Here is an 18,986-nt window from a genome sequence, read left to right on the forward strand (position 1 = left end):
TTTCGATCTTTTCTTTCGTCCCAGTCCAGAAACGGAGCCCCGATGTTTTCCATGCCACCCGCCACCCAGGCGCTGATCCTCAGTTGCGTGGTCGTGTTCCTGCTCCAGTCGCTGGGCGTCGACGGCCTGGCGTTCTTCGCGCTGTGGCCGGTCGGCTCGGGCGGCTTCATGCCGTGGCAGGTGGTGAGCTACGCCTTTCTGCATGGCGGGCTCTCGCACCTGGTCTTCAACATGTTCGGCCTGTTCATGTTCGGTGCCGAGCTCGAACGCGTCTGGGGTTCGAAGCGCTTCCTGGTGTTCTATTTCGCGAGCGTGATCGTCGCGGCGCTGACGCAATTGCTGGTGGCCGCGTGGAGCGGCAGCCCGAACCCCACGGTGGGCGCGTCGGGTGGCCTGTTCGGGCTGCTGGTTGGCTTCGCGATGCTGTTCCCGCACCGGCGCATCGTGCCGCTGATCCCGCCGATCCCGATGCCGGCCTGGCTCTTCGTGGTGCTCTACGGCGTGATCGAGCTCTTCCTGGGTGTCACGGGCAGCATGAGCGGCGTTGCGCACTTCGCGCACCTGGGCGGCATCCTCGGCGGCTGGCTGACGCTGCGCTACTGGCGCGGTCAACTGCCGTTCGGCTGGCGCCGCTGAGCCTCGACGCCATGAGCATCTTCGACAGCTTTCTCTCGACGCCGGCCATGCGGTCGGTGTTCGACGGCCCGTCCGTCATCGCCGCCATGCTGCGCTTCGAGGCCGAGCTGGCGCGGGCGCAGGCAGGCGTGGGCCTGATCCCCGCGCCTGCGGCAGATGCCATCGCCGCCTGCTGCCACCTCGATGAGTTCGACCCCGTACAGATCGGCCTCGACAGCGGTCGCGCCGGCAGCCTGGCCATCCCGCTGGTCAAGGCGCTGAAGGACATCGTCGGCCAGCGCCATCCGGACGCGCTGCCGCACGTGCACCTCGGCGCCACCAGCCAGGACGTGATCGACACCGCGATGGTGCTGGTGACGCGCGATGCGCTGGCGCTGCTGCTGGCCGACGTCGACGCCGCCATCGCCGCGCTGCTTCGCCATGCCGTTCAGCACGCCGCCACGCCGATGCTGGCGCGCACGCTGATGCAGCCGGCCTCGGTCACCAGTTTCGGCCTGGTGTGCGCGGGTTGGGCGGCACCGCTGGTGCGCAGCCGCGAGCGCCTGCAGGTCGCGGCGCAGGCGGCGTTGCAACTGCAGCTGGGCGGCGCGGTCGGCACGCTGGCGCAGATGAAGGGGCAGGGCGCCGCGGTGCGCGCGCGCCTGGCCACGGCCCTGCAGCTGCGTGACCCCGGCGCCACCTGGCACACCCAGCGCGACAGCTGGACGGCGCTGGGCTGCGAGCTTGGCCTGCTGGCCGGCAGCCTGGGCAAGATCGCGCTCGACATCTCGCTGCTGGGCCAGTACGAGGTCGCCGAAGTCAGGGAGCCGGCCGAGCCCGGTCGCGGCGGCTCGTCCGCCATGCCGCACAAGCGCAACCCGGTCGCGTCGATGGTCGCGCTGGCCGCCGCGCAGCGCGCGCCGCAGCAGGTCGCCGCGCTGCTGGCCGCGATGCCGCAACAGCACCAGCGCGCCCTCGGGCCGTGGCAGGCCGAGCTGGCCGAATGGCCGGCGCTGTGGCTCACGGTGCAGGGCAGCGCCCACGCGCTGGCGGGTGCCTTGCCGGGGCTGAATGTCGATGCCGCGCGCATGCGCGCCAACATCGACTGGCTGCGCGCCGAGCTGCCGGTGCAGGCCGCCGACGAGTGGTTCGACCCGGCGCTGGCCGACGGCGCGGCCGCCCTCGCGCGGCAGCAGGCGCAAGACTTGCAGACCCGATTCGACGACGTGCGTCACGTCACCTCTTCCTCCAAGGACGGTTCGCCATGAGCGACGACAGCACACCTCATCCTGATTACGAACGCGGCCTGCTGCAGCGCCGCCGCGTGCTGGGCGACGCCTGGGTCGACCAGTCGCTCGCCAAGCGCACCACCTTCAATGCCGAGTTCCAGGAACTCATCACGCGCCACGCCTGGCACGACATCTGGGGTCGCCCCGCGCTGGGCGACAAGACGCGCCGCTTCATGGTGCTGTCGATGATGCTGGGCACGCATGCGTACGAGGAGTTCGCGATGCATGTGCGCGCCGCGCTCGACGGCCCGCCCGAGTCGCGCCTGACGCCCGAGGACATCAAGGAAGTGCTGATGATGGCCGCCATCTACTGCGGCGTGCCGGTGGCCAACCATGCCTTCGGCATCGCGACCGCGATCCTGCGCGACAAGGGGCTGCTCGACGAGCTGCCGAAGTGAGCGCGACGGCGCCTGCGCCATCACCAGCGACCGCCTTCGCGCTGCTGCTGCCGCTGCTGCTCGCTGCGCAGCCGGTCGCCACCGACAGCTACCTGCCTGCACTTCCCGAGATCGCACGCGAACTCGGCTCCGCCAGCGCCAGCCTCACCGCCTTCGTGCTGGCCTTCGGCATCGCGCAGCTGGTCTGTGGACCGCTGGCCGACCGCTTCGGACGGCGCCCGGTGCTGCTCACGGGCCTGGCCATCTACGCCGTCGCCGCGGCCGGCGCGATCTTCTCGCCGAGCATGGCGGTGCTGGTCGGCTTTCGCGTGCTGCACGGCTTCGCGATGGCGGCCATTCTGGTCTGCGCACGCGCGGCGGTGCGCGACCTCTACCCCGCGCACGAAGGCCCGCACATCATGGCGCGCGGGCTTACCGGCCTGGGCGTGGTGGCCCTCGTCGCGCCGGTGATGGGCGCCTTCACCGTGCAGGAACTCGGTTGGCGCTGGGTGCTCGGCGGCATGGCCACCTATGCCGCGCTGCTGTGGGCGCTGTGCTTTCGCCGCTTCGACGAGACGCTGCGCCGGCCCGGTGCGGGCGAGCCGGCTGCGCCGCAAGGCAGCGTGCGCGAGGTGTTCGTCAGCCCGAGCTTCCGTGCCTGGGCCACGCTGGCAGCCAGCACCTACGGCGGCATCTTCGCTTTCCTGCTGCTGTCGCCCATGGTCTACATCGGCTACCTCGGCCTCTCGCCGATCATGTACGGCTGGATTCCCGCCGCGGGTTCGCTGGTCTACATCGGCAGCACCACGATGTGCCGGCGCCTGCTGCGGCGCCTGGGCATCGTTCGCACGGTGCAACTCGGCGCGACGCTGAGCCTGACCGGCCCGCTGATCCAGGTCGTCGGCTGCGTGCTGGCGCCGCAGTCGATCGTGCCGCTGTTGCTCGGCCACGCCGTCTATTGCCTGGGCCACGGCATCCACCAGCCCTGCGGCCAGGCCGGTGCGGTGGGCGACCTGCCGCATCTCGCGGGCCGCGCCGTGTCATGGTCCGGCTTCGGCATGATGGCGGTCGGCTTCATCGTCGGCCAGACGGCCGCCAGCTTCGTTGACCCGCAATCGTCCAACGGCGCCTGGCCGATGGTCGCGCCCATGCTGCTGGCGGGCGTGGCGCTGGTGCTCATCGCTTTCTTCTGGCTGCCGCGTCTGCCGGTGGCCACAACCCGCAAGGAGACCCTGAAATGATTGCCCTGAATGTCCTGCGCGAGGGCGAAGGCCCGATCGTCGTGCTCAGCCATGCGCTCGGCTGCAACCTGCGCATGTGGGACGGCGTGGCCGCGTTGCTGGCGCGCGCCCACACCGTGATCCGCTACGACCACCGCGACCACGGCGGGTCCGCCGTCGTGCCGGGTGCGTTCAGCATCGACACGCTGGCCGACGACGTGGCCGCGCTGATCGAGCGCGAGGCGGCCGGTGAGCCGGTGCATTTCGTCGGCCTCTCGATGGGTGGCATGACGGCGCAGGCGCTGGCGGTGCGACGCCCCGAGTTGCTCAGGACCGTGGTCATCGCGAACTCGGCCGCGCATTACCCCGACGCGGCGCCGTGGACGGCGCGCGTGGGACGGGTGCAGGCCGAGGGCGTCGCCGCGATCGCCGACGGCGCGGTCGAACGCTGGATCACGCCGGCCTGGCGCGCGACGCCCGAAGGCACTGCTGCCGCCGCCACGTTGGGCGACATGCTGGTGCAGACCGACGCCGCCGGCTACGTCGAGGCCTGCATGGCGGTCGCGGCCATCGACTTCCGCCAGAGCAACACGCGCATCACCGTGCCCACGCTCGTCATCGCCGGCACGCAGGACCTGGCCACGCCGCTCGCGATGTCGGAGCAGATGGTGGCGCAGATTCCTGGTGCCAAGCTCGCCACCCTCGATGCGGCTCACCTGAGCGCGGTGGAGAAGCCCGACGAATTCGTCGCGCTGCTGATCGACTTCTGGCGCAGCCTGTGAGCCGAGGAGAGACCCCCATGTTCGATCCCGACCTGCCCGCACAGGGCCTGCGCCCCACACCGGCGCAGATGCTCAAGCACCTGCGTCGCTCGAACGAAGTCGCGCAGCGCGCCGTCGCGCTCGGCCATCATCCCTTCGGCGCCGTGCTGGTCGGCCCCGACCAGGAGACGGTGCTGCTCGAGCAGTGCAACATCGACACCGTCAACCATGCGGAGTCGACGCTCGCGCGCGTGGCGGCGACCAACTTCACGCCCGAGTTCCTGTGGGGCTGCACGCTCTACACCGCGGTCGAGCCTTGCTGCATGTGCGCCGGCACGGCCTACTGGGCGAACATCGGTCGCGTGGTCTATGGCATGACGGAAGTGCAGCTGCTGGCCGAGACCGGCAGCCACGCCGAGAACCCGACAATGAGCATGCCGTCGCGCTATGTCTTCGACCATTGCCAGAAGCCGGTCGAACTCATCGGCCCGGTGCCGGAGGTCGCCGAGGAAACGATCGCCATGCAGCGCTCGTTCTGGGCGTCGCGTTAGACCGCGGGCGCCTGCTTTTCAGTTCGGCAAGGGCGTGTGCCGCAGCCGCTTGCAGTCCTTGCCGACGGCCTGCTTGATGAAGCGCTTGTCCTCCGGCGTGATCCAGCGCATGTTCTCGCGCTTGTCCTGGCCGCCGGCGCACAGCTCGACCATGTAGCCCACCTGCCACCCGGGGCAGGCGCCTTCGGCCTGGCCGGTGGACGGGCACGGCGTTTGCAGGCGAAAGGCACGCTGCTCGGCGCGGTCGTGGTGCTTGTTGCGGGCATCGGCCAGGCCGGGCAGGGCGGCGAGCAGGAGGCAGAGAAGAAGGGCTTTGGTCATGCGGACGGCTGCGGCGGCCGGGCCGCGGTGCTCTATGCTATCCGGCTCATGCGTCGGGTGCCGCACGCTGTCACCCGCCCTCTTTCTCACGTCTGCGATGCCCATGCTTCCCCCGAATTCCGATGTCGCCGTTGTGCGTGCGCCGCGGGTCGCCGTGACCGGCGCGACCGGCTTCATCGGCCGGCATCTGGTCGCTGCGCTGGTGCAGGCGGGTTGGCAGGTGCGATTGCTGTTGCGGCGCGAGCCCGCCGGTGCCGACTGGCGCGAGTCGACACCCGAGGTCGTGGCCGGCTCGCTCGACAACGACGCGGCCGTGGCGCGGCTGGTGGAGGGCGTGGATGCGGTGATCCATCTGGCCGGGCTCATCAAGGCAGCGCGGCGGGCCGACTTCTTCGCGGTGAACGAACAGGGCGTCGCGCGCATCGCGCAGGCAACGCAGCGGCTGTCGCCCAATGCGCACTTCCTGCTCGTCTCCAGCCTGGCTGCGCGCGAACCGCAGCTGTCCGACTACGCCGCCAGCAAGCGCGCCGGCGAGGCCGCGGCGCTGGCCGCGATGGGCACGCGCACCACGGTGCTACGCCCACCCGCTGTCTACGGCCCGGGTGACCGCGAAACGCTGCGCTTCTTCCAGGTTGCCCGCTGGCCGCGCGTGCCCCTCCTCGGCGGGCCGGACGCGCGGGCCGCGCTGATCCATGTGCGCGACGTGGCCCAACTGATCGTCACGCTGGTCGCGTCGACACCACAGGGCCAGGTGGTCGCCGCGGCTGACGGGCAGCCGCAGGGCTATCGCTGGGACGAACTGCTGGGCGCCGCCGCGCGGGCTGTCGGCAACCCGGCACCGCGCTTCGTGCAGGCGCCGCAAGGGCTGCTGCGCGGCATTGCATGGGTGGGCGATGTGGCGCGCCTCGGCGGCTCGGCCGCCATGCTCAATTCCCAGAAGCTGCGTGAGCTGCGCCATGCCGACTGGGGCGTCTCGCCGGCCGAACTCGCGCGGCCGGAGGGCTGGTCGCCGGAGTTTGATATCGACGCCGGCTTTGCCGACGCGGTCGCTTGGTACCGGTCGACCGGCTGGTTGCCGGGGTGAGATGAAACCCACCCCCGAAGCGCCTGCGGCGCCTCCCCCTCAAGGGGGCGATACCAGCGGCCCGGCAAAGCCGGTTCCGCGGTATCCCTGGCATTGGCCGCGCCGGTTTCATCGGCTGCGGGCGGCGCGCAGGGCTATGGATGACTGATATGGCCATGCCTCCCGATCCCGGCGCGGCGTCGGTCTGGGTGCTGCTGGGCGCGCGCCACGGCGACAACCAGCAGCTGCTGGCCATCGCCGAGGCCTTGGGCGTGCCGTACCGCACCGTGTCCTTGCGCTTCAACGCCGCGGCGGGGCTGCCGCCGATTCTGCTGGGTGCCTCGCGGCTCAGTTGGCGCAGCCAGGACGCGGCCGCGCTGCAGCCGCCCTGGCCGCGCGTGGTGCTGGCGGCCGGGCGCAAGAGCGTGCCGGCGGCGCGGTGGATTCGCCGACAGTCGGGTGGGCGCACGCGGCTGGTCCACGTCAACCGGCCGTGGGCGCCGCTGGCGTGGTTCGACCTGGTCGTCACCACGCCGCAGTACGCGGTGCCCGTGCGCGCGAATGTGCTGAGCCATCGCATGCCGTTCATGCCGCCACCGGTGTTGGTCGACGTGCCGTTGCCGAAGGCGTTGGCGTCACAGGCAGCCTGCATGCCGCGGCCCTGGACGCTGGTGATGGTCGGTGGCGACAGCCGGCCCTTCGTGCTCGACGACGCAGCGGCCGTCGATCTTGCGCACCTCGTGAACGCACAGGTGCGGGCGAATGGCGGCAGCGCCTGGGTGCTCGGCAGCCCGCGCACGCCGGCTGCGGCGATGGAGGCCCTGGCTCGGTCGCTGGATGTGCCCGCGCAGGTCGTTCGCTGGGGCGAGGGCGAGAACCCCTATGCCGCCCTGCGCCAGCGCGCGGATCGCCTCGTCGTGACGACCGACAGCGCGTCGATGCTGGCCGAGGCGCTACTCACCGGGCGGCCGGTCGTGCCCTTCGCGCTGCCGCGTCAGGCGGATTGGCGCTGGCGCATGGCGACGGCATGGCGTGATGCTGCGGCACGACGGCCGGGGTCGATCGTGGCGCGCAGCTTCGATGCGCTGCAGGACCTGGGCTTGTTGTCTTCATTGCGCGATCTGGGCTTGCTGCACCGTGCGCTGGAAGCGGCCGGCGCCTTCGACGGCAGCGGGCGTGTGCTCGACATCGCGCGGCAGGAGCGCGCCGCGACGCTGTCGCGCATCCACGCGCTCATCGATCCGGCCTGATCAGCCGGGCGCGCGCCTTCAGGCGGCGGCGCGCGCGGCGCGGGCCACGCAATCCATCGCATCGCGGCGCACATGGCCGCGCGCGATCTCCTCGTCGAGCAGGGCGCGGTCGATCGAACCGTTGTCCAGGCATTCGCCCAGCATCCGGAAGAAGAGCTTCTCCTGCGCCGGATCGGGATGCCGCCGGTAGTGCCCGGCACCGCGGCCGGTGAGTTTGCGCAGCCAGATGCCCGCACGCGATTTGAGCGTGGTGCCGCGCGGCGTGAAGTCCGAGGGCAGGCCGGTTTTCCACGGCTGCGTGCGGCGATGCGTGTTGTGCAGCAGCTTGGTCTCGGGCGTGAGCCGGTCGAAGTCGTTCCACTCCGGCGCCAGCGCCGCGACGCTGCCGGGCGGCTCGAGCAGCAGCCACATCCAGTCGCGGTAGTCGCGCTCGCCGCGGAAGGTGCGTTCGAAGTCCGCCTCCCATTGCCAGTGCGTGAGTCGCGCGCAGTCCATCAGCATCACGCTCGACGCGTAGTGCAGCGGACGGCGGAAATCGCCGTCCATCTGCCGCGCCATCACGGCGGCCCCGCCCATGTCGCGCTCGAGCAGCAGGTTGATGTCGCCGAGCGCGAAGATGTCGGGGTCGATCAGCACCGCGCGGCCGGCGTAGCCCATCTGCTCGGGCACCGCGAAGCGCAGCGGCGTGAACGACTGCAGGTCGTCGTTGCGCCACAGCACCTGCTGGCCTTCACGCAGGTAGCGGCGACCTTCGAAGCGTTCTAAGGCGGGGAAGTCGGTCGTCTGGAGGATGCGCACGTCGAAGCGCTCGGGCGCGGCGCTGCGGCTGCGCAACGCATGCTGCGCCACCAGGGCGCCGACGATCTGCTTGGGGTTGGTGTGGATGAAGACGGCGTTGCGCATGCCGCATTTTCACCGTAGTCGCGGCCGTCTACCGGTGCTGCCAGTAGGCCTCGTCGCGCGCGACGAGCAGGTCGTTCGCGCGGCTCTTGCCGTCGACCTTGCGGTCGCCCTTCATGTGGTCCATGAAGCGACCCAAGCGCGAGTTGATCAGCACGTGCGAGGCCTGCCAGCCTGCCCCTTCGGCGATGTCGTGCGTGTGCGCACCGCGCGCTTCGGCGCGCTCGCGCACCACGTCAAAGAGGTAGGAGTCGTGGTACTCGTACTCGGCGAAGAGCAGGTCCTGGCTGTACATCGCCTCGAACTCGGCCAGCAGGCGCCGCGTTTCCGGATGCCGCAGGTTGTAGACGACGAAGCCGCATTCCGTGTGGTTCGGGCGCCGCAGGCAGGACACGGCACTGTCCGGCGGCATCATCGCGGCCAGTTCGGCCACGTCGACATCGGCGAAGAAGCGGGTGTCGGCGTCGATCCAGATCAGCGCGTCGGCGTCGGTGTGGCGCGCGGCGTCGAAGATCGCGTAGCTCTTGTGCGAGAAGCGCACCGCGTCCCAGCGGTAGCCCGCCTTCTTGACGCGCCACGGCAGCGGGATCGACAAGGGGCCCAGGCGCAGCCGTCGGCGCGGGCGCCATTGGCCGATGGCGCGCGGGTTGTCACGGTGTCGCGCCTTGAACGCGACCAGCTCGGGGCTCGCGGCATTCAGGTCGTGCGCGTCGATGCGTCCCGGTGCCGACGGCGGCACGAAGCCCTCGTGGTAGAGCATCAGCGGCACATCGTGCGGCCAGTGTTCGAGGAAGGTCTCGACCATGACCCGGCCATAGGCGTCGTAGCCGGCGGCGTGGCAGGTCGTGACGACGGCGAATCGGCGCTGCGACATGGAACAGCCTGGGGCGCTCAGCGTCGTGCGCTGGCGAGCGCCGCGATGATCTGCCCGATGTCGTCGTCGCTGTGCGCCGCGCTCAGGCTAATGCGCACCAGGCTCAGGCCGGCGGGTGTCGCGGGCGGGATCATCAGGTTGGTGTAGATGCCGCTGTCGAGCAGCGACTGCCACAGCGCCTGCGCTTCGGCGCGCTCGGTGAAGACCAGCGCCGCCACCGGGCCGGGCGTGCTGGTGCCCAGCCGGTAGCCGAGCTTCGCGGCTTCGGCGTAGAAGCGTTCGGCGTGCCGCATCAGCCGCTCGCGCAGCGCATGCCCGGCCAGCATCTGTCGCAGCGCTTCGCGCGTGGCCGCGATCGACGGTGGCGACGAGGAGGCCGTGAAGATGTACGGCCGGCTCACCATGCGCAGGTACTCTAGCTCGGCATGCCGACTGATGCAGAAGCCGCCGACGCCGCCCAGGCTCTTGGAGAAGGTGCCGACGATGAAGTCCACGTCGTCGAGCACGCCCAGCTGCTCCGACAGGCCGAGGCCGCGTTCACCGAAGATGCCGAACGAATGTGCCTCGTCGACCAGCAGCCAGGCGCCGTAGCGCCGCTTGATCTCTGCGATTTCCTTCAACGGCGCGCGGTCGCCCAGCGTGCTGTAGACGCCCTCGACCACGATCAGCGCACGATGCGCATCGGCGCCGAGCCGTGCGAGGCGGCGGTCGAGGTTCTCGGGGTCGTTGTGCCGGAAGCGGATGGTGGTGGCGTTGCTCAGGCGGCAGCCGTCGTGGATGCTGGCATGGCTGTCGGCATCGACCAGCAGGTAGTCGCCGGTGTCGGCCAGCCCGGAGATGACGCCGAGGTTGGTCTGGTAGCCGGTGGAAAAGACGATGCACGACGGCCAGCCGACGGCCTCGGCCAGCTCACGTTCGAGGGCCCGGTGACCGGCATAGTTGCCGCTCGCCATGCGCGAGCCGGTGGAGCCGGTGCCCTGCGTTTCGATGGCCTCGATGGCCGCCGCGCGGCAGGCGGCGTCGTAGGTCAGGCCCAGGTAGTTGTTGGTCCCGGCGAGCACCATGCGGCGGCCACCGATGGTGGCGGCGGTGGCCGAATGGATCTGGTCCATGGGCGTCGCGATCGGGGCCACGCCGCCCAGGGCGTCGAGTTGGGCTTGGAGCTGGCGCTGTGCGCCGAACTTGTCCAGCAGGCTCACGCGACACCACCGCTCAGTTGACCGATGCCGGCGCGCAGTCCGTTGATGGTGCGCGCCTGTGCCAGCGTCTCGACCGGGATCGACAGGTCGAGGCGGTCCTCGATCTCCATCACCAGGTCCATCACGCCGATCGAGTCGAGGTCCGCTTCCTGCATCAGGTCGGCGTCGCCGCCCAGGGCGGCATTGCCGGGGCGGATGGCCTCGAGGGCGTCGCGGATGGCGCGTTCGATGGTCGCCGGATTCAGTTCGGTCACGGTGCGTTCAATCAGGGGTCGTCAGGGCCACGTCGCGGCCGACGCTGGTGTTGGGAAGCAAGAGGCGTGCATCGTCCTTGACGAAGCCGAACTGCGGCTCCTCGCCGCAACGCTTCAGGAAGTCGCGGCGCGCCATGCTGCGCGAGAGCTTGCCCGACGAGGTGCGCGGCAAGGTGTGCGGCGGCACCAGCTCGATCAGGCAATGGATGCCGAACTCGGCGTTGATCGCCTGCTTGAGGCGCACCGACAGCGACGCGAGCTTGACCGGGTCGGTTTCACGGACCTGCACCACCAGCACGGCGGCTTCGTTCTCGTCTTCGTCCGTCACGGTGAAGGCGGACGCATCGGTCGGCCGCACCTCGGGCTGCTGCTCGGCCAGGTACTCCAGGTCTTGCGGCCAGATGTTGCGGCCCTTGATGATCATCAGGTCCTTGGCGCGGCCGGTGACGAACAGCGAGCCGTCGGCGAAGTAGCCGAGGTCGCCGGTGTTGAGCCAGCCGTCGTCCGACAGCACCTCTTGCGTGGCTTCGGGGTTGCCGAAGTAGCCCGACATCACACTGGGGCCGCGCAGGTACACGGTGCCGCACCGGCGCTCGGGCAGCGCGTTGCCCTTGTCGCCCCGGACCTCGACCTCGAAGCCCGGCAGCGGCCGGCCGCAGTCGATGAAGGCCTTGCCCTTGACGGCGGCTTCGCCGTCGATCGGCGGGTGCGCCTCGCCCGTGCGGGAGAGGCGATCGATGTCGACGAGGTCGCTGCGCGGGCCGCTGCCCACGGGGGCGAAGCTCACGCCCAGTGCGCACTCCGCCATGCCGTAGCTGGGCAGGAAGGCGCGTTCGTCGAAGCCGGCCGGTGCCAGGATGTCTGCCACCTGGCGCAACGACTCGGGGTGAATCATCTCCGCGCCGACGCCCGCGATGCGCCAGCAGGACAGGTCGAGGGCCTCGATGTCGGCCGGACGCAGGCGGCGCGCGCACAAGGTGTAGCCGAAGGGCGGGCTGTACGAGATGGTGCAGCGGTTGCGCGAGATCAGCTTGAGCCACAGGCGCGGGCGCATCGCGAACTCGCGCGTCGGCAGGTAGTCGACCGAGCGCTGCGTCGCCATGCATCCCAGCACGATACCCACCAGCCCCATGTCGTGGTAGTGCGGCAGCCAGGAGCAGAAGCGATCGTCCTCGGTGAGCGCGAAGCCGTGGTTGAAGATGGCGCCCAGGTTGGCCATGACCGCGGCCTGCGTGATCATGGTGCCGCGCGGAAAGCGGGTGCTGCCCGAGGTGTACTGCAGGTAGGCCAGGTCGGTCGGCGCGGGCGACGGCGCCAAGTCGGCCTGGGCGTCGAGACCGAGGAAGTCGTCCAGCGTGCCCGACAGCGTGAGCGGCAGGCCTTCGCTGGCCTCCTTCAGGAAGCCGACGAATTCGGACGGCGCGAAGGCGGCGACGGCCTGGCAGTCGCGCATCAGTTGCCGCAAATGGCGGACGTAGGCGTCTCGGCCGCCCAGATGGACAGCGGCCGGCAGCGGCACCGGCACCAGCCCGGCGTACTGGCACGCATAGAACATCACGGCGAAGTCGGGATGCGTGTGGGCCACCAGCGCCAGCCGCTGGCCACGACCCAGTGGCGCTAGGTGGCGCGACAACGCCAGCGCGCGCGCACGCAGTTCGCGGTAAGGCAGCACGGCAGAGAGCCTGTCTCGGCCGTCGTAGTAGTTGAAGCCGGTGTCGCCGGTCGCGGCGTAATCCAGGGCTTCGGTCAGGGTGGAGAAGACCGCGCTGCGCAGCGCAATGCCGCTGGCCGTCGGCGTCGGTGCTGCAGCGGGAAGCAGGGCGTCATTCACCGCGCACCTCCCGTGCTTGGTGCTTCTCGACTTCCGGAGGAACGCTCGAACGCAACATATGGGGCATGCACTGCTTCACTCTAAAACTGGAACTGTACTGAACGGTACAGTTTTAACCAAGGGCGCGTCGCTCGCAACGTGGAGGCAACGCAATGTCTGCGGGATTGGAGAACGCCGCCGGACGTCAAACTGTCATCGATGCTATGCACAGTCATCGGGTCTGAGGCTCGTCCAGAAGCTTCGCCAATTGCGCCAGCGTGGGGTAGTCGAAGAGGTCGGTGACCTCGATCCGTTGGGGGAATTCGCGCTCGATGGCTTCATGGATGCGGGCCAGGGTGAGCGACTTCAGGTTGATGTCCAGCAGGTTGGTGTCGACCGTGATCTGCTGCTCAGGAATCAATGGCTGGCAGATCTCCTTGAGGCGCAGGGCCGTGGATTTCGGCCCTTCACCGGCAGGCTGCGTCGCGGCGTTCGCTGACAGACAATCCGCCAATTCCTTCATGATTGTAGCGAATTCGCCTTGCTCGAAGGCGCGCGCCAAAGCGTAGCGCTGGAGCTTGCCGCTGGTGGTCTTCGGGATCGCGCCCACAGGGACCACGTCATGCAGTTCCAGGTCGGTCTGACGGCCGATCGCCTCCCGAAGGGCCTGCGCTTTCGGCACGAAATCCGCGAGTGGCCCACGATGGATGACGAAGAGCGCGAGCGATTCGGTGTCGTCGCCCGCCCTTCGCACGCCGGCTGCCGCGACCCGGTTGGCTTCGACGCCCGGCACCTGCTGCGCGATCGCTTCCAGATCGGCGGGGTAGTAGTTCTGGCCGTTGACGATGATCAGGTCCTTGGCGCGACCGGTGATGACGAGCTGACCATCCAAGGTCAGGCCGAGGTCGCCGGTGTCGAGCCAGTCGACGGTCGAGCGCGGCGTGGCGATGTCGGGCTGCGCCCCAAAGTACCCGATCGACACGTTGTCGCCGCGAATCTGCACATGGCCGACGATGCGGTCACCCAACTCGCCGCCGCCATCGTCGACGATGCGGACCGCGCAGCTAGGCACCGCGCGGCCGAGCTTCACGAACTCGGCCGCGTGGGCCGAACCCTGTGCGGCGACCTGCACCGGCGCGCCGATACGCAGGGCCGTGCGGTCGAGTTCGACGCTCTGGAGCGCCGCGCCAGGCGGTGGGAAGCTGACCGCGAGGCTGGCCTCGGCGAGCCCGTACACCGGGAACATCGTGTTGGCCTTCAGGCCGTGCGGCGCCATCGCGGCGCTGAAGCGTCGGCACAGCTCGGCGGCGATCGGCTCGGCGCCGTTGAAGATCAACCGCACGGCCGACAGGTCCAGGCCCATGGGCGGCTTCAGCGCGAACTGGCGCAGGTAGTGCTGGTAGCCGAAGTTCGGCGAGCACAGCACCGTCGCGCGGCGCTGGCTGGCCTGGTCGAGCCAGAGCAACGGCCGCCGGGCGAACAGATCGGTGCGCATGATCGCGTGGCTGGCGCCGCAGGCCAGCATGTTCAGGTGGAAGCCGATCAGCCCCATGTCGTGCGACAGCGGCATCCAGCTGAGTGCCACGTCGCGGTCGGAAAAGGCTGCGGCCTCGATGATCGCGGCGATGTTGGCGCACAGGTTGCGGTGCGTCAGCAGCACGCCCTTGGGCTCGCCGGTGGATCCGGAGGAGTACTGGATGAAGGCGAGGTCGTCCGGACTCGGTGCCACGGATTGCCCCGGCACGCCGCCGATGTCGAGGCTGCCGGGAATCAGGGCGCGGGCACGCAGCGCCGCCGCCTCGTCCGCCGTCCCCTGCGCCGCGGCGAAGCCGTCGAGGCGTTCCAGCGACGGCGTGTCGATGCTGACCCACGTTCTCGGGCCGAGCTGCGCGAACACGCGCAACAGCTTCTGGCGGTGCGCGTCGGTGGTGCCGGGCGCGAGCGGCACCGGCACGATGCCGCCCAGCACGCAGGCCCAGAACATCTCCAGGAAGCGCTCGTTGTCGGCCAGGCACAGGATCACCGTGTCCCCGGGCGCGATCGACTGGCGCTGCAGCGCCCCCAGCACGGCGAGCGCACGCTGGCGCAGCCGCTGGAAGCTCAGCACGCGCTGCTCCTTGTCGCCCTCGATGAGCGTGATCTGGCGGTCGTCGCGCGCGGTGGCGGGGAGGATGTCGTGAAGGGTGTCGAAGCGCATGAAAGGGATGCCGCTCAGCGGCGCGGCACGATCCGCATCCGCAGGGGATGACGCGTGCGCAGGTTGATCTGGAACTCGGCCTCGGCCGGCTCGGTGCCGACCGCCACCAATCGGAAGCGCTGCGCCACCATGGTCAGGTGGGTCGCCATCTCCGCCATCGCGAACCCGGCGCCCACGCAGAAGCGCGGGCCGGCCGAGAAGGGCAGGTAGGCGAAGCGATGCCGGCCCGCTGCGGCGTCGGGCGCGAAGCGCGCGGGGAGAAATTCCTCGGGCCGGTCCCACTGCGCAGCATCGCGGTGCAGCAGGTAGGGGCAAATGAAGATGTCGGTGCCCGCAGGCACGTGGTGGCCGCCGAGGGTGTCGTCCTGCAGCGCGCGTCGGCTGAAGAGCCATACCGGCGGGTAGAGCCGCAGCGCTTCCTGCAGCACCTGTTCGACGTGGTCGGCGGAAGCGAAGGGCGTGGACAGTGCCTGGTCCGCCACCGTCCCGCCGGGTGTGGCGTGGGCGATGGCCGCATGCAGTGCCGCTTCCGCTTCGGGGTGCCGGGACAGCAGGTACCAGGTCCAGTTGAGCGTGCTGGCCGTGGTCTCGTGGCCCGCAACGATCAGCGTCATGACCTCATCGAGCAGCGCGCGGTCCGGCATCGGCTCGCCGCTGGCCTTGTCGCGGGCCTGCATCAGCATCGAGAGCCAGTCGGATTCGATCCGTGCTTCCTGGCGGCGAGCTTCGATGATGGCGCGCACGAAACGCGCCAATCCGCGAAAGCGGGCCGCGAACTGCAGGTCGCGCCGGCTTTCGTCGGTGAGCAGGTCGAAGGGGCTGCCGCCTTCGGCCTCGACCAAGCGATCGAAGTCGGGGCCGAACAGCGCGCGCAACACAATCTCCAGCGCGACGCTGCTGAGCTCGTGGGTGAGGTCGATGGGGTCGCCGCTGTCGGCGTGCGCTTGCCAGCGCGTCAGCAGGTCGGCGTTGACTCGCTCGACCACCGGTGAGAAGCCGCGTGTGGCCTGCCCCTGGAAGGCGGGCTGGATCATGCGGCGCTGGCGCGCCCACAACTCGCCGTCGCTGACGATCAGGCCATTGCCCAGAAGCACACGCACCCGCTCGAGGCCCGCGCCCTTGACGTAGTTGCCGCGATGGGTGAGCAGCACGCGGCGGATGTCGTCGGGGTCGTGAAGAATGAGGCCGTCGCCCGCGCGTGTCAGAGAGGGCACGCGGCAAATCGCGCCGTAGCGGGAAAGCAGCTGCTGCAGCACCGGCAAGGTCTCGTCGTTGGCGTCGAGGTCGTAGCCCTCGTCGGGGCCCGGCGCCAAAAGTCCCTGTGCCATAATCCGAAATTGCCCTTCGTGCTGAGCCGTCGATTATGTCACGCACGCACCGTGCGCTGCGTCCATGTCCGCCTCCGCCCCGATCGCGCAGGGCCCGGCGGCGAGGCGCTGCAGCCGTCCGCCAACTCTGGCAGACTTCGGCGCTCGATCCGCGCCGCCCCAGTGGTGCGCTGCGCCTCGAGACCGGCAAGTGCGTTGTCGCACCGCATCGCCAAGCCCTCCCCATCGTTCTCCTCTTTCTGATTGGTGAATCAACGTGTCAAGACCTGAGCGTGCCCTCATCCTCGGTGCCGGCCAAGGCAGCCGTCTGCTGCCGCTGACCGAACAACTCCCGAAATGTCTGCTCGACCTGGGCGATGGCCGCAGCATGCTCGAATGGCAATTGCGCGGACTCGTGGAGGCGGGCATCGGCGAAGCGGTCGTGGTAACCGGCTTCCGGTCCGACCTCGTCGAGCAGGCGCTGCAACGCATCACGCCGGCCGGCATGACGGTGCGCACCCTGTTCAACCCCTTCTACAAGCTGGCCGACAACCTCGCGAGCTGCTGGATGGCACGCGCGGAACTGAAGGCGCCCTGCCTGATCCTCAACGGCGACACCTTGTTCGAGCCCGAGATCGCACGCCGCTTGCTGGCAGCACCGGCTGCGCCCATCACGGTCACCATCGACCGCAAGCCGGGCTACGACGCCGACGACATGAAGGTCGAGGTCGAGGGCGATCGCCTGCGCGCCATCGGCAAGACCCTGTCGGCCGACCGCGTCAATGGCGAATCGATCGGCTTCCTGCGCTTCGGGGCCGAGGGTGCCGCGCTGTTCGTGGCCGAGCTGGAGCGCACGATGCGCACCGCCGAAGGCCCGGGCCTGTGGTACCTCTCGGCGATCCACCGCCTGGCGAGCGCCGGTGTGGACATCCGCGTGGCCTCGATCGAAGGGCTGCAATGGGGCGAACTCGATTTCCCCGCCGATCTGACGTACGTCCGGTCCTTGGCCGCCGGCTGGCTCGGCGCCAGCGCGACGCCGCGGGTCGCCGAGGTTTCAGCGACCGTCTGAGGAGGAGGGGCCGTCGGCCGCCACCATGCGGCGCACCAGGTCCAGGTCAGCGGCCTTGTCCACGTCGATCGCGGCGCGCCCGTCGCGCATCGACACCAGAGCGAGCCGCGCGCCGCCGGACAGCGCGCCCAGCCGTTCGGCCGCCGCCGCCGAGCTGAGCCAGCCCAGCCGATAGCGCAGCGCGAACCACCCGCCCAGGCGCTGCATCATGCGCAGCGGCTCTTTGCGCAGCCGCTCCATCTCGCCCCAGAACGCGATCGCGCCGGCGGCCTTCGGCCGCGCCAGCAGGAAGAGATTGCAGCCCGAAAAGTCGTCGTCCGAGAAGCGCAGCCAGGTGCGGCGCGTGGCGGGTGCCGCTGCTTCGACCGCCTGGCGCGGTGCCAGCGCCGCGACCACGTCGGCCTCGGGCGGGCAGGCGACCAGGAACTCGGCGATCCACGCGGCCTTCAGCAATGCGTGGTCGGCGGTCGTGACCAGCAGCGGCGTGCCTTCGCGCGCGAGCGCCGCGGCCACCGTGGCGCTCGGGCCTTCCTGTGTCGGCATCGTGGTCCATGGCTTGTGGCACACATCGGGCTGGAGGCCCGGCAGGCCTTCCAGCAGTCCGGGTCGATCGATCGCGATCACGATGCGCCCGACCGCGGGCGCAGCGACCAGCGCCGCGACCACGCGCTCGATCATCGTCGTGCCGCCGATGTCGATCAGCGCCTTGTGGCTCACGCCGGCGTAGTCGGCCAGAGGGTCGCCGCCCGCCCGTGTGCCGGCCAGCACCAGCGCGGTGAGTCCGCTCATGTCAGGCGCCACGGGTGCTCAGGGTCTTCTCGTAGACGCGGTAGGTCTTGTACGGGCTGGCGCCGAGCGATTCGATGATGTGCCGCATCGGCCGGTTGTCCTCGAGGATCCACGACAGCTCGACCTGCTTCACGCCCTTGGCGCGCAACCCCTGGCGCATCGTGTCGATGGCCAGGAAGGGCGCGATGGCGCCGGCCAGTTCGCCGCTGATGCTGCGGCTGATGCCCATCAACGGCACGCGTGCGGTCTTCGTGCCGCGCTTGAGCCGCAGCATCAGCCTGGCCCAGTTGAAGGGGAACAGCTTGCCGCCGAAGTCAGCGATCATCTCGTTGAGATTGGGCAATGCGATGCCGAAGCCGACGGCCGTGCCGTTGAGCTCGACGATGGCCACGCACTTGGGGTCGATGAACATCTTCAGGCTCTTGGCCATGTGCGCGATCTCCGCCTCGGTGAAGGGGATGAAGCCCCAGTTCTGCGACCAGGCGTCGTTGAAGATCGCGGTGACCGTGTCGAACTCTTCCAGGTAGCGCTGGGTGTCGAGGTTGCGCACCGTCAGCGCCGCCGGCTTGCGCGGGCCGATCATGCGGCGCGCGGCGGCGGGCAGCTCGTGCTCGATGTCGTAGAGGTAAGCGATCGTGTCCTTCGCCTTCGCGTAGCCCTGCGCCTCGACCCGTGCGCCGACATAGCGGGCGTCGTGGCCCATCAGCATCATCGGCGGCGTGTCGAAGCCGTCGACCAGCAGGCCGGTCTCTTCGTTGATCGACAGGTTGAAGGGGCCGAGCACCTTGGTCTTGCCGCGCGCGGCGAGCCAGTCTTCGGCGGCCTTGAAGAGCGCCGCGAAAACCTCGGTGTCGTCTTCCGCGCAGATCATCCCGAAGTGGCCGACCAAAGGGTCCTTCACCAGCTTGTCGATTTGCGCGCTGATGCGCCCGACGTCGCGGCCGTTCCTGCGGGCCAGCCAGAACTGCGTCTCGGCGTGCGCGAAGTAGGGGTTCTTGCGGGGTGAGAGGGCTTCGCGCCGTTCCATCGTCAGCGGCTGCACGAAGTGCGGGTCGCGTGCGTGGATGGTCGAAGGCAGCTGGATGAAGCGGTCCAGTTCCGCCGGTGTGCGCACCGGAACGATGTCGAGCGTGGTCATCA

At 69.7% G+C, this 18,986-nt stretch carries 19 protein-coding genes; 9 read left to right on the plus strand and 10 right to left on the minus strand.

The window, feature by feature from the left end; translation table 11 throughout:
- The first annotated feature begins 51 nt into the window (after nucleotides 1–51).
- Genes ACSFA0_RS10565 through ACSFA0_RS10590 form a run of 6 tightly spaced genes read left to right on the plus strand, consistent with a single transcriptional unit; the run spans nucleotide 52 to nucleotide 4,813 of the window.
- The gene (locus ACSFA0_RS10565) at nucleotides 52–636 is read left to right on the plus strand and encodes a rhomboid family intramembrane serine protease (RefSeq protein ID WP_435450136.1); all 585 of its coding nucleotides are present in this window, start codon (nucleotides 52–54) and stop codon (nucleotides 634–636) included.
- Nucleotides 637–647: 11 nt separating this feature from the next.
- A complete protein-coding gene (gene pcaB / locus ACSFA0_RS10570; RefSeq protein ID WP_435450137.1) occupies nucleotides 648–1,883 on the plus strand; it encodes a 3-carboxy-cis,cis-muconate cycloisomerase in 1,236 nt (411 codons plus the stop codon).
- Nucleotides 1,880–2,302, plus strand: coding sequence for a carboxymuconolactone decarboxylase family protein (locus tag ACSFA0_RS10575; protein ID WP_435450138.1), 423 nt, complete (start codon nucleotides 1,880–1,882; stop codon nucleotides 2,300–2,302). Before pcaB ends, ACSFA0_RS10575 begins: the two co-directional genes overlap by 4 nt.
- Complete coding sequence (locus tag ACSFA0_RS10580; protein ID WP_435450139.1) at nucleotides 2,299–3,522, plus strand: Bcr/CflA family efflux MFS transporter; 1,224 nt, start codon at nucleotides 2,299–2,301, stop codon at nucleotides 3,520–3,522. The genes ACSFA0_RS10575 and ACSFA0_RS10580 overlap by 4 nt, the downstream gene beginning before the upstream one ends.
- Entirely contained in the window at nucleotides 3,519–4,283 is a 765-nt protein-coding gene (locus ACSFA0_RS10585) for an alpha/beta fold hydrolase (RefSeq protein ID WP_435450140.1), read from the plus strand. Before ACSFA0_RS10580 ends, ACSFA0_RS10585 begins: the two co-directional genes overlap by 4 nt.
- 17 nt (nucleotides 4,284–4,300) lie before the next feature.
- Nucleotides 4,301–4,813 (plus strand): nucleoside deaminase, encoded by a 513-nt coding sequence (locus tag ACSFA0_RS10590; RefSeq protein WP_435450141.1) that lies wholly within the window; start codon nucleotides 4,301–4,303, stop codon nucleotides 4,811–4,813.
- 18 nt (nucleotides 4,814–4,831) lie between these two features.
- On the opposite strand, the gene ACSFA0_RS10595 is transcribed toward ACSFA0_RS10590, so the two are convergent.
- Complete coding sequence (locus ACSFA0_RS10595; protein WP_435450142.1) at nucleotides 4,832–5,134, minus strand: HNH endonuclease; 303 nt, start codon at nucleotides 5,132–5,134, stop codon at nucleotides 4,832–4,834.
- 97 nt (nucleotides 5,135–5,231) lie between these two features.
- Between ACSFA0_RS10595 and ACSFA0_RS10600 the strand changes: the two genes are divergently transcribed.
- Both ACSFA0_RS10600 and ACSFA0_RS10605 read left to right on the plus strand, forming a co-directional pair.
- A complete protein-coding gene (locus tag ACSFA0_RS10600; RefSeq protein WP_435450143.1) occupies nucleotides 5,232–6,218 on the plus strand; it encodes an NAD-dependent epimerase/dehydratase family protein in 987 nt (328 codons plus the stop codon).
- A 155-nt stretch (nucleotides 6,219–6,373) separates the two neighbouring features.
- Entirely contained in the window at nucleotides 6,374–7,447 is a 1,074-nt protein-coding gene (locus tag ACSFA0_RS10605) for an ELM1/GtrOC1 family putative glycosyltransferase (protein ID WP_435450144.1), read from the plus strand.
- Between the two features lie 18 nt (nucleotides 7,448–7,465).
- Here the strand turns inward: ACSFA0_RS10605 and ACSFA0_RS10610 are convergent, their stop codons facing one another.
- From ACSFA0_RS10610 to ACSFA0_RS10640, 7 genes are all read right to left on the minus strand, one after another.
- Nucleotides 7,466–8,350 (minus strand): hypothetical protein, encoded by an 885-nt coding sequence (locus ACSFA0_RS10610; protein ID WP_435450145.1) that lies wholly within the window; start codon nucleotides 8,348–8,350, stop codon nucleotides 7,466–7,468.
- Between the two features lie 28 nt (nucleotides 8,351–8,378).
- Nucleotides 8,379–9,221 (minus strand): hypothetical protein, encoded by an 843-nt coding sequence (locus ACSFA0_RS10615; RefSeq protein ID WP_435450146.1) that lies wholly within the window; start codon nucleotides 9,219–9,221, stop codon nucleotides 8,379–8,381.
- Between the two features lie 17 nt (nucleotides 9,222–9,238).
- On the minus strand, nucleotides 9,239–10,420 hold the full coding sequence (gene spt, locus ACSFA0_RS10620; RefSeq protein WP_435450147.1) for a serine palmitoyltransferase: 1,182 nt from the start codon (nucleotides 10,418–10,420) through the stop codon (nucleotides 9,239–9,241).
- The gene (locus ACSFA0_RS10625; RefSeq protein ID WP_435450148.1) at nucleotides 10,417–10,674 is read right to left on the minus strand and encodes an acyl carrier protein; all 258 of its coding nucleotides are present in this window, start codon (nucleotides 10,672–10,674) and stop codon (nucleotides 10,417–10,419) included. Before ACSFA0_RS10625 ends, spt begins: the two co-directional genes overlap by 4 nt.
- A gap of 7 nt (nucleotides 10,675–10,681) precedes the next feature.
- Complete coding sequence (locus tag ACSFA0_RS10630; protein WP_435450149.1) at nucleotides 10,682–12,505, minus strand: fatty acyl-AMP ligase; 1,824 nt, start codon at nucleotides 12,503–12,505, stop codon at nucleotides 10,682–10,684.
- A 211-nt stretch (nucleotides 12,506–12,716) separates the two neighbouring features.
- The gene (locus tag ACSFA0_RS10635; RefSeq protein ID WP_435450150.1) at nucleotides 12,717–14,681 is read right to left on the minus strand and encodes a non-ribosomal peptide synthetase; all 1,965 of its coding nucleotides are present in this window, start codon (nucleotides 14,679–14,681) and stop codon (nucleotides 12,717–12,719) included.
- A gap of 14 nt (nucleotides 14,682–14,695) precedes the next feature.
- A complete protein-coding gene (locus ACSFA0_RS10640) occupies nucleotides 14,696–16,009 on the minus strand; it encodes a cytochrome P450 (RefSeq protein WP_435450151.1) in 1,314 nt (437 codons plus the stop codon).
- Nucleotides 16,010–16,265: 256 nt separating this feature from the next.
- On the opposite strand from ACSFA0_RS10640, the gene ACSFA0_RS10645 reads away from it, so the two are divergent.
- Nucleotides 16,266–17,057 carry a phosphocholine cytidylyltransferase family protein gene (locus ACSFA0_RS10645; protein ID WP_435450152.1) on the plus strand — a complete coding sequence of 264 codons (792 nt, stop codon included), beginning with the start codon at nucleotides 16,266–16,268 and terminating at the stop codon, nucleotides 17,055–17,057.
- Here ACSFA0_RS10645 and ACSFA0_RS10650 read toward each other — a convergent pair.
- Nucleotides 17,043–17,846 carry a nucleotidyltransferase family protein gene (locus ACSFA0_RS10650; protein ID WP_435450153.1) on the minus strand — a complete coding sequence of 268 codons (804 nt, stop codon included), beginning with the start codon at nucleotides 17,844–17,846 and terminating at the stop codon, nucleotides 17,043–17,045. The two genes, ACSFA0_RS10645 and ACSFA0_RS10650, sit on opposite strands and share 15 nt — an antisense overlap.
- A 1-nt stretch (nucleotide 17,847) precedes the next feature.
- Nucleotides 17,848–18,984: a dATP pyrophosphohydrolase gene (locus ACSFA0_RS10655; protein WP_435450154.1), complete on the minus strand. Its 1,137-nt coding sequence runs from the start codon at nucleotides 18,982–18,984 to the stop codon at nucleotides 17,848–17,850.
- Nucleotides 18,985–18,986 lie beyond the last annotated feature (2 nt).

This window comes from Variovorax restrictus (genome assembly GCF_051216715.1).
In the GTDB taxonomy this organism is placed as follows: Bacteria; Pseudomonadota; Gammaproteobacteria; order Burkholderiales; family Burkholderiaceae_C; genus Variovorax.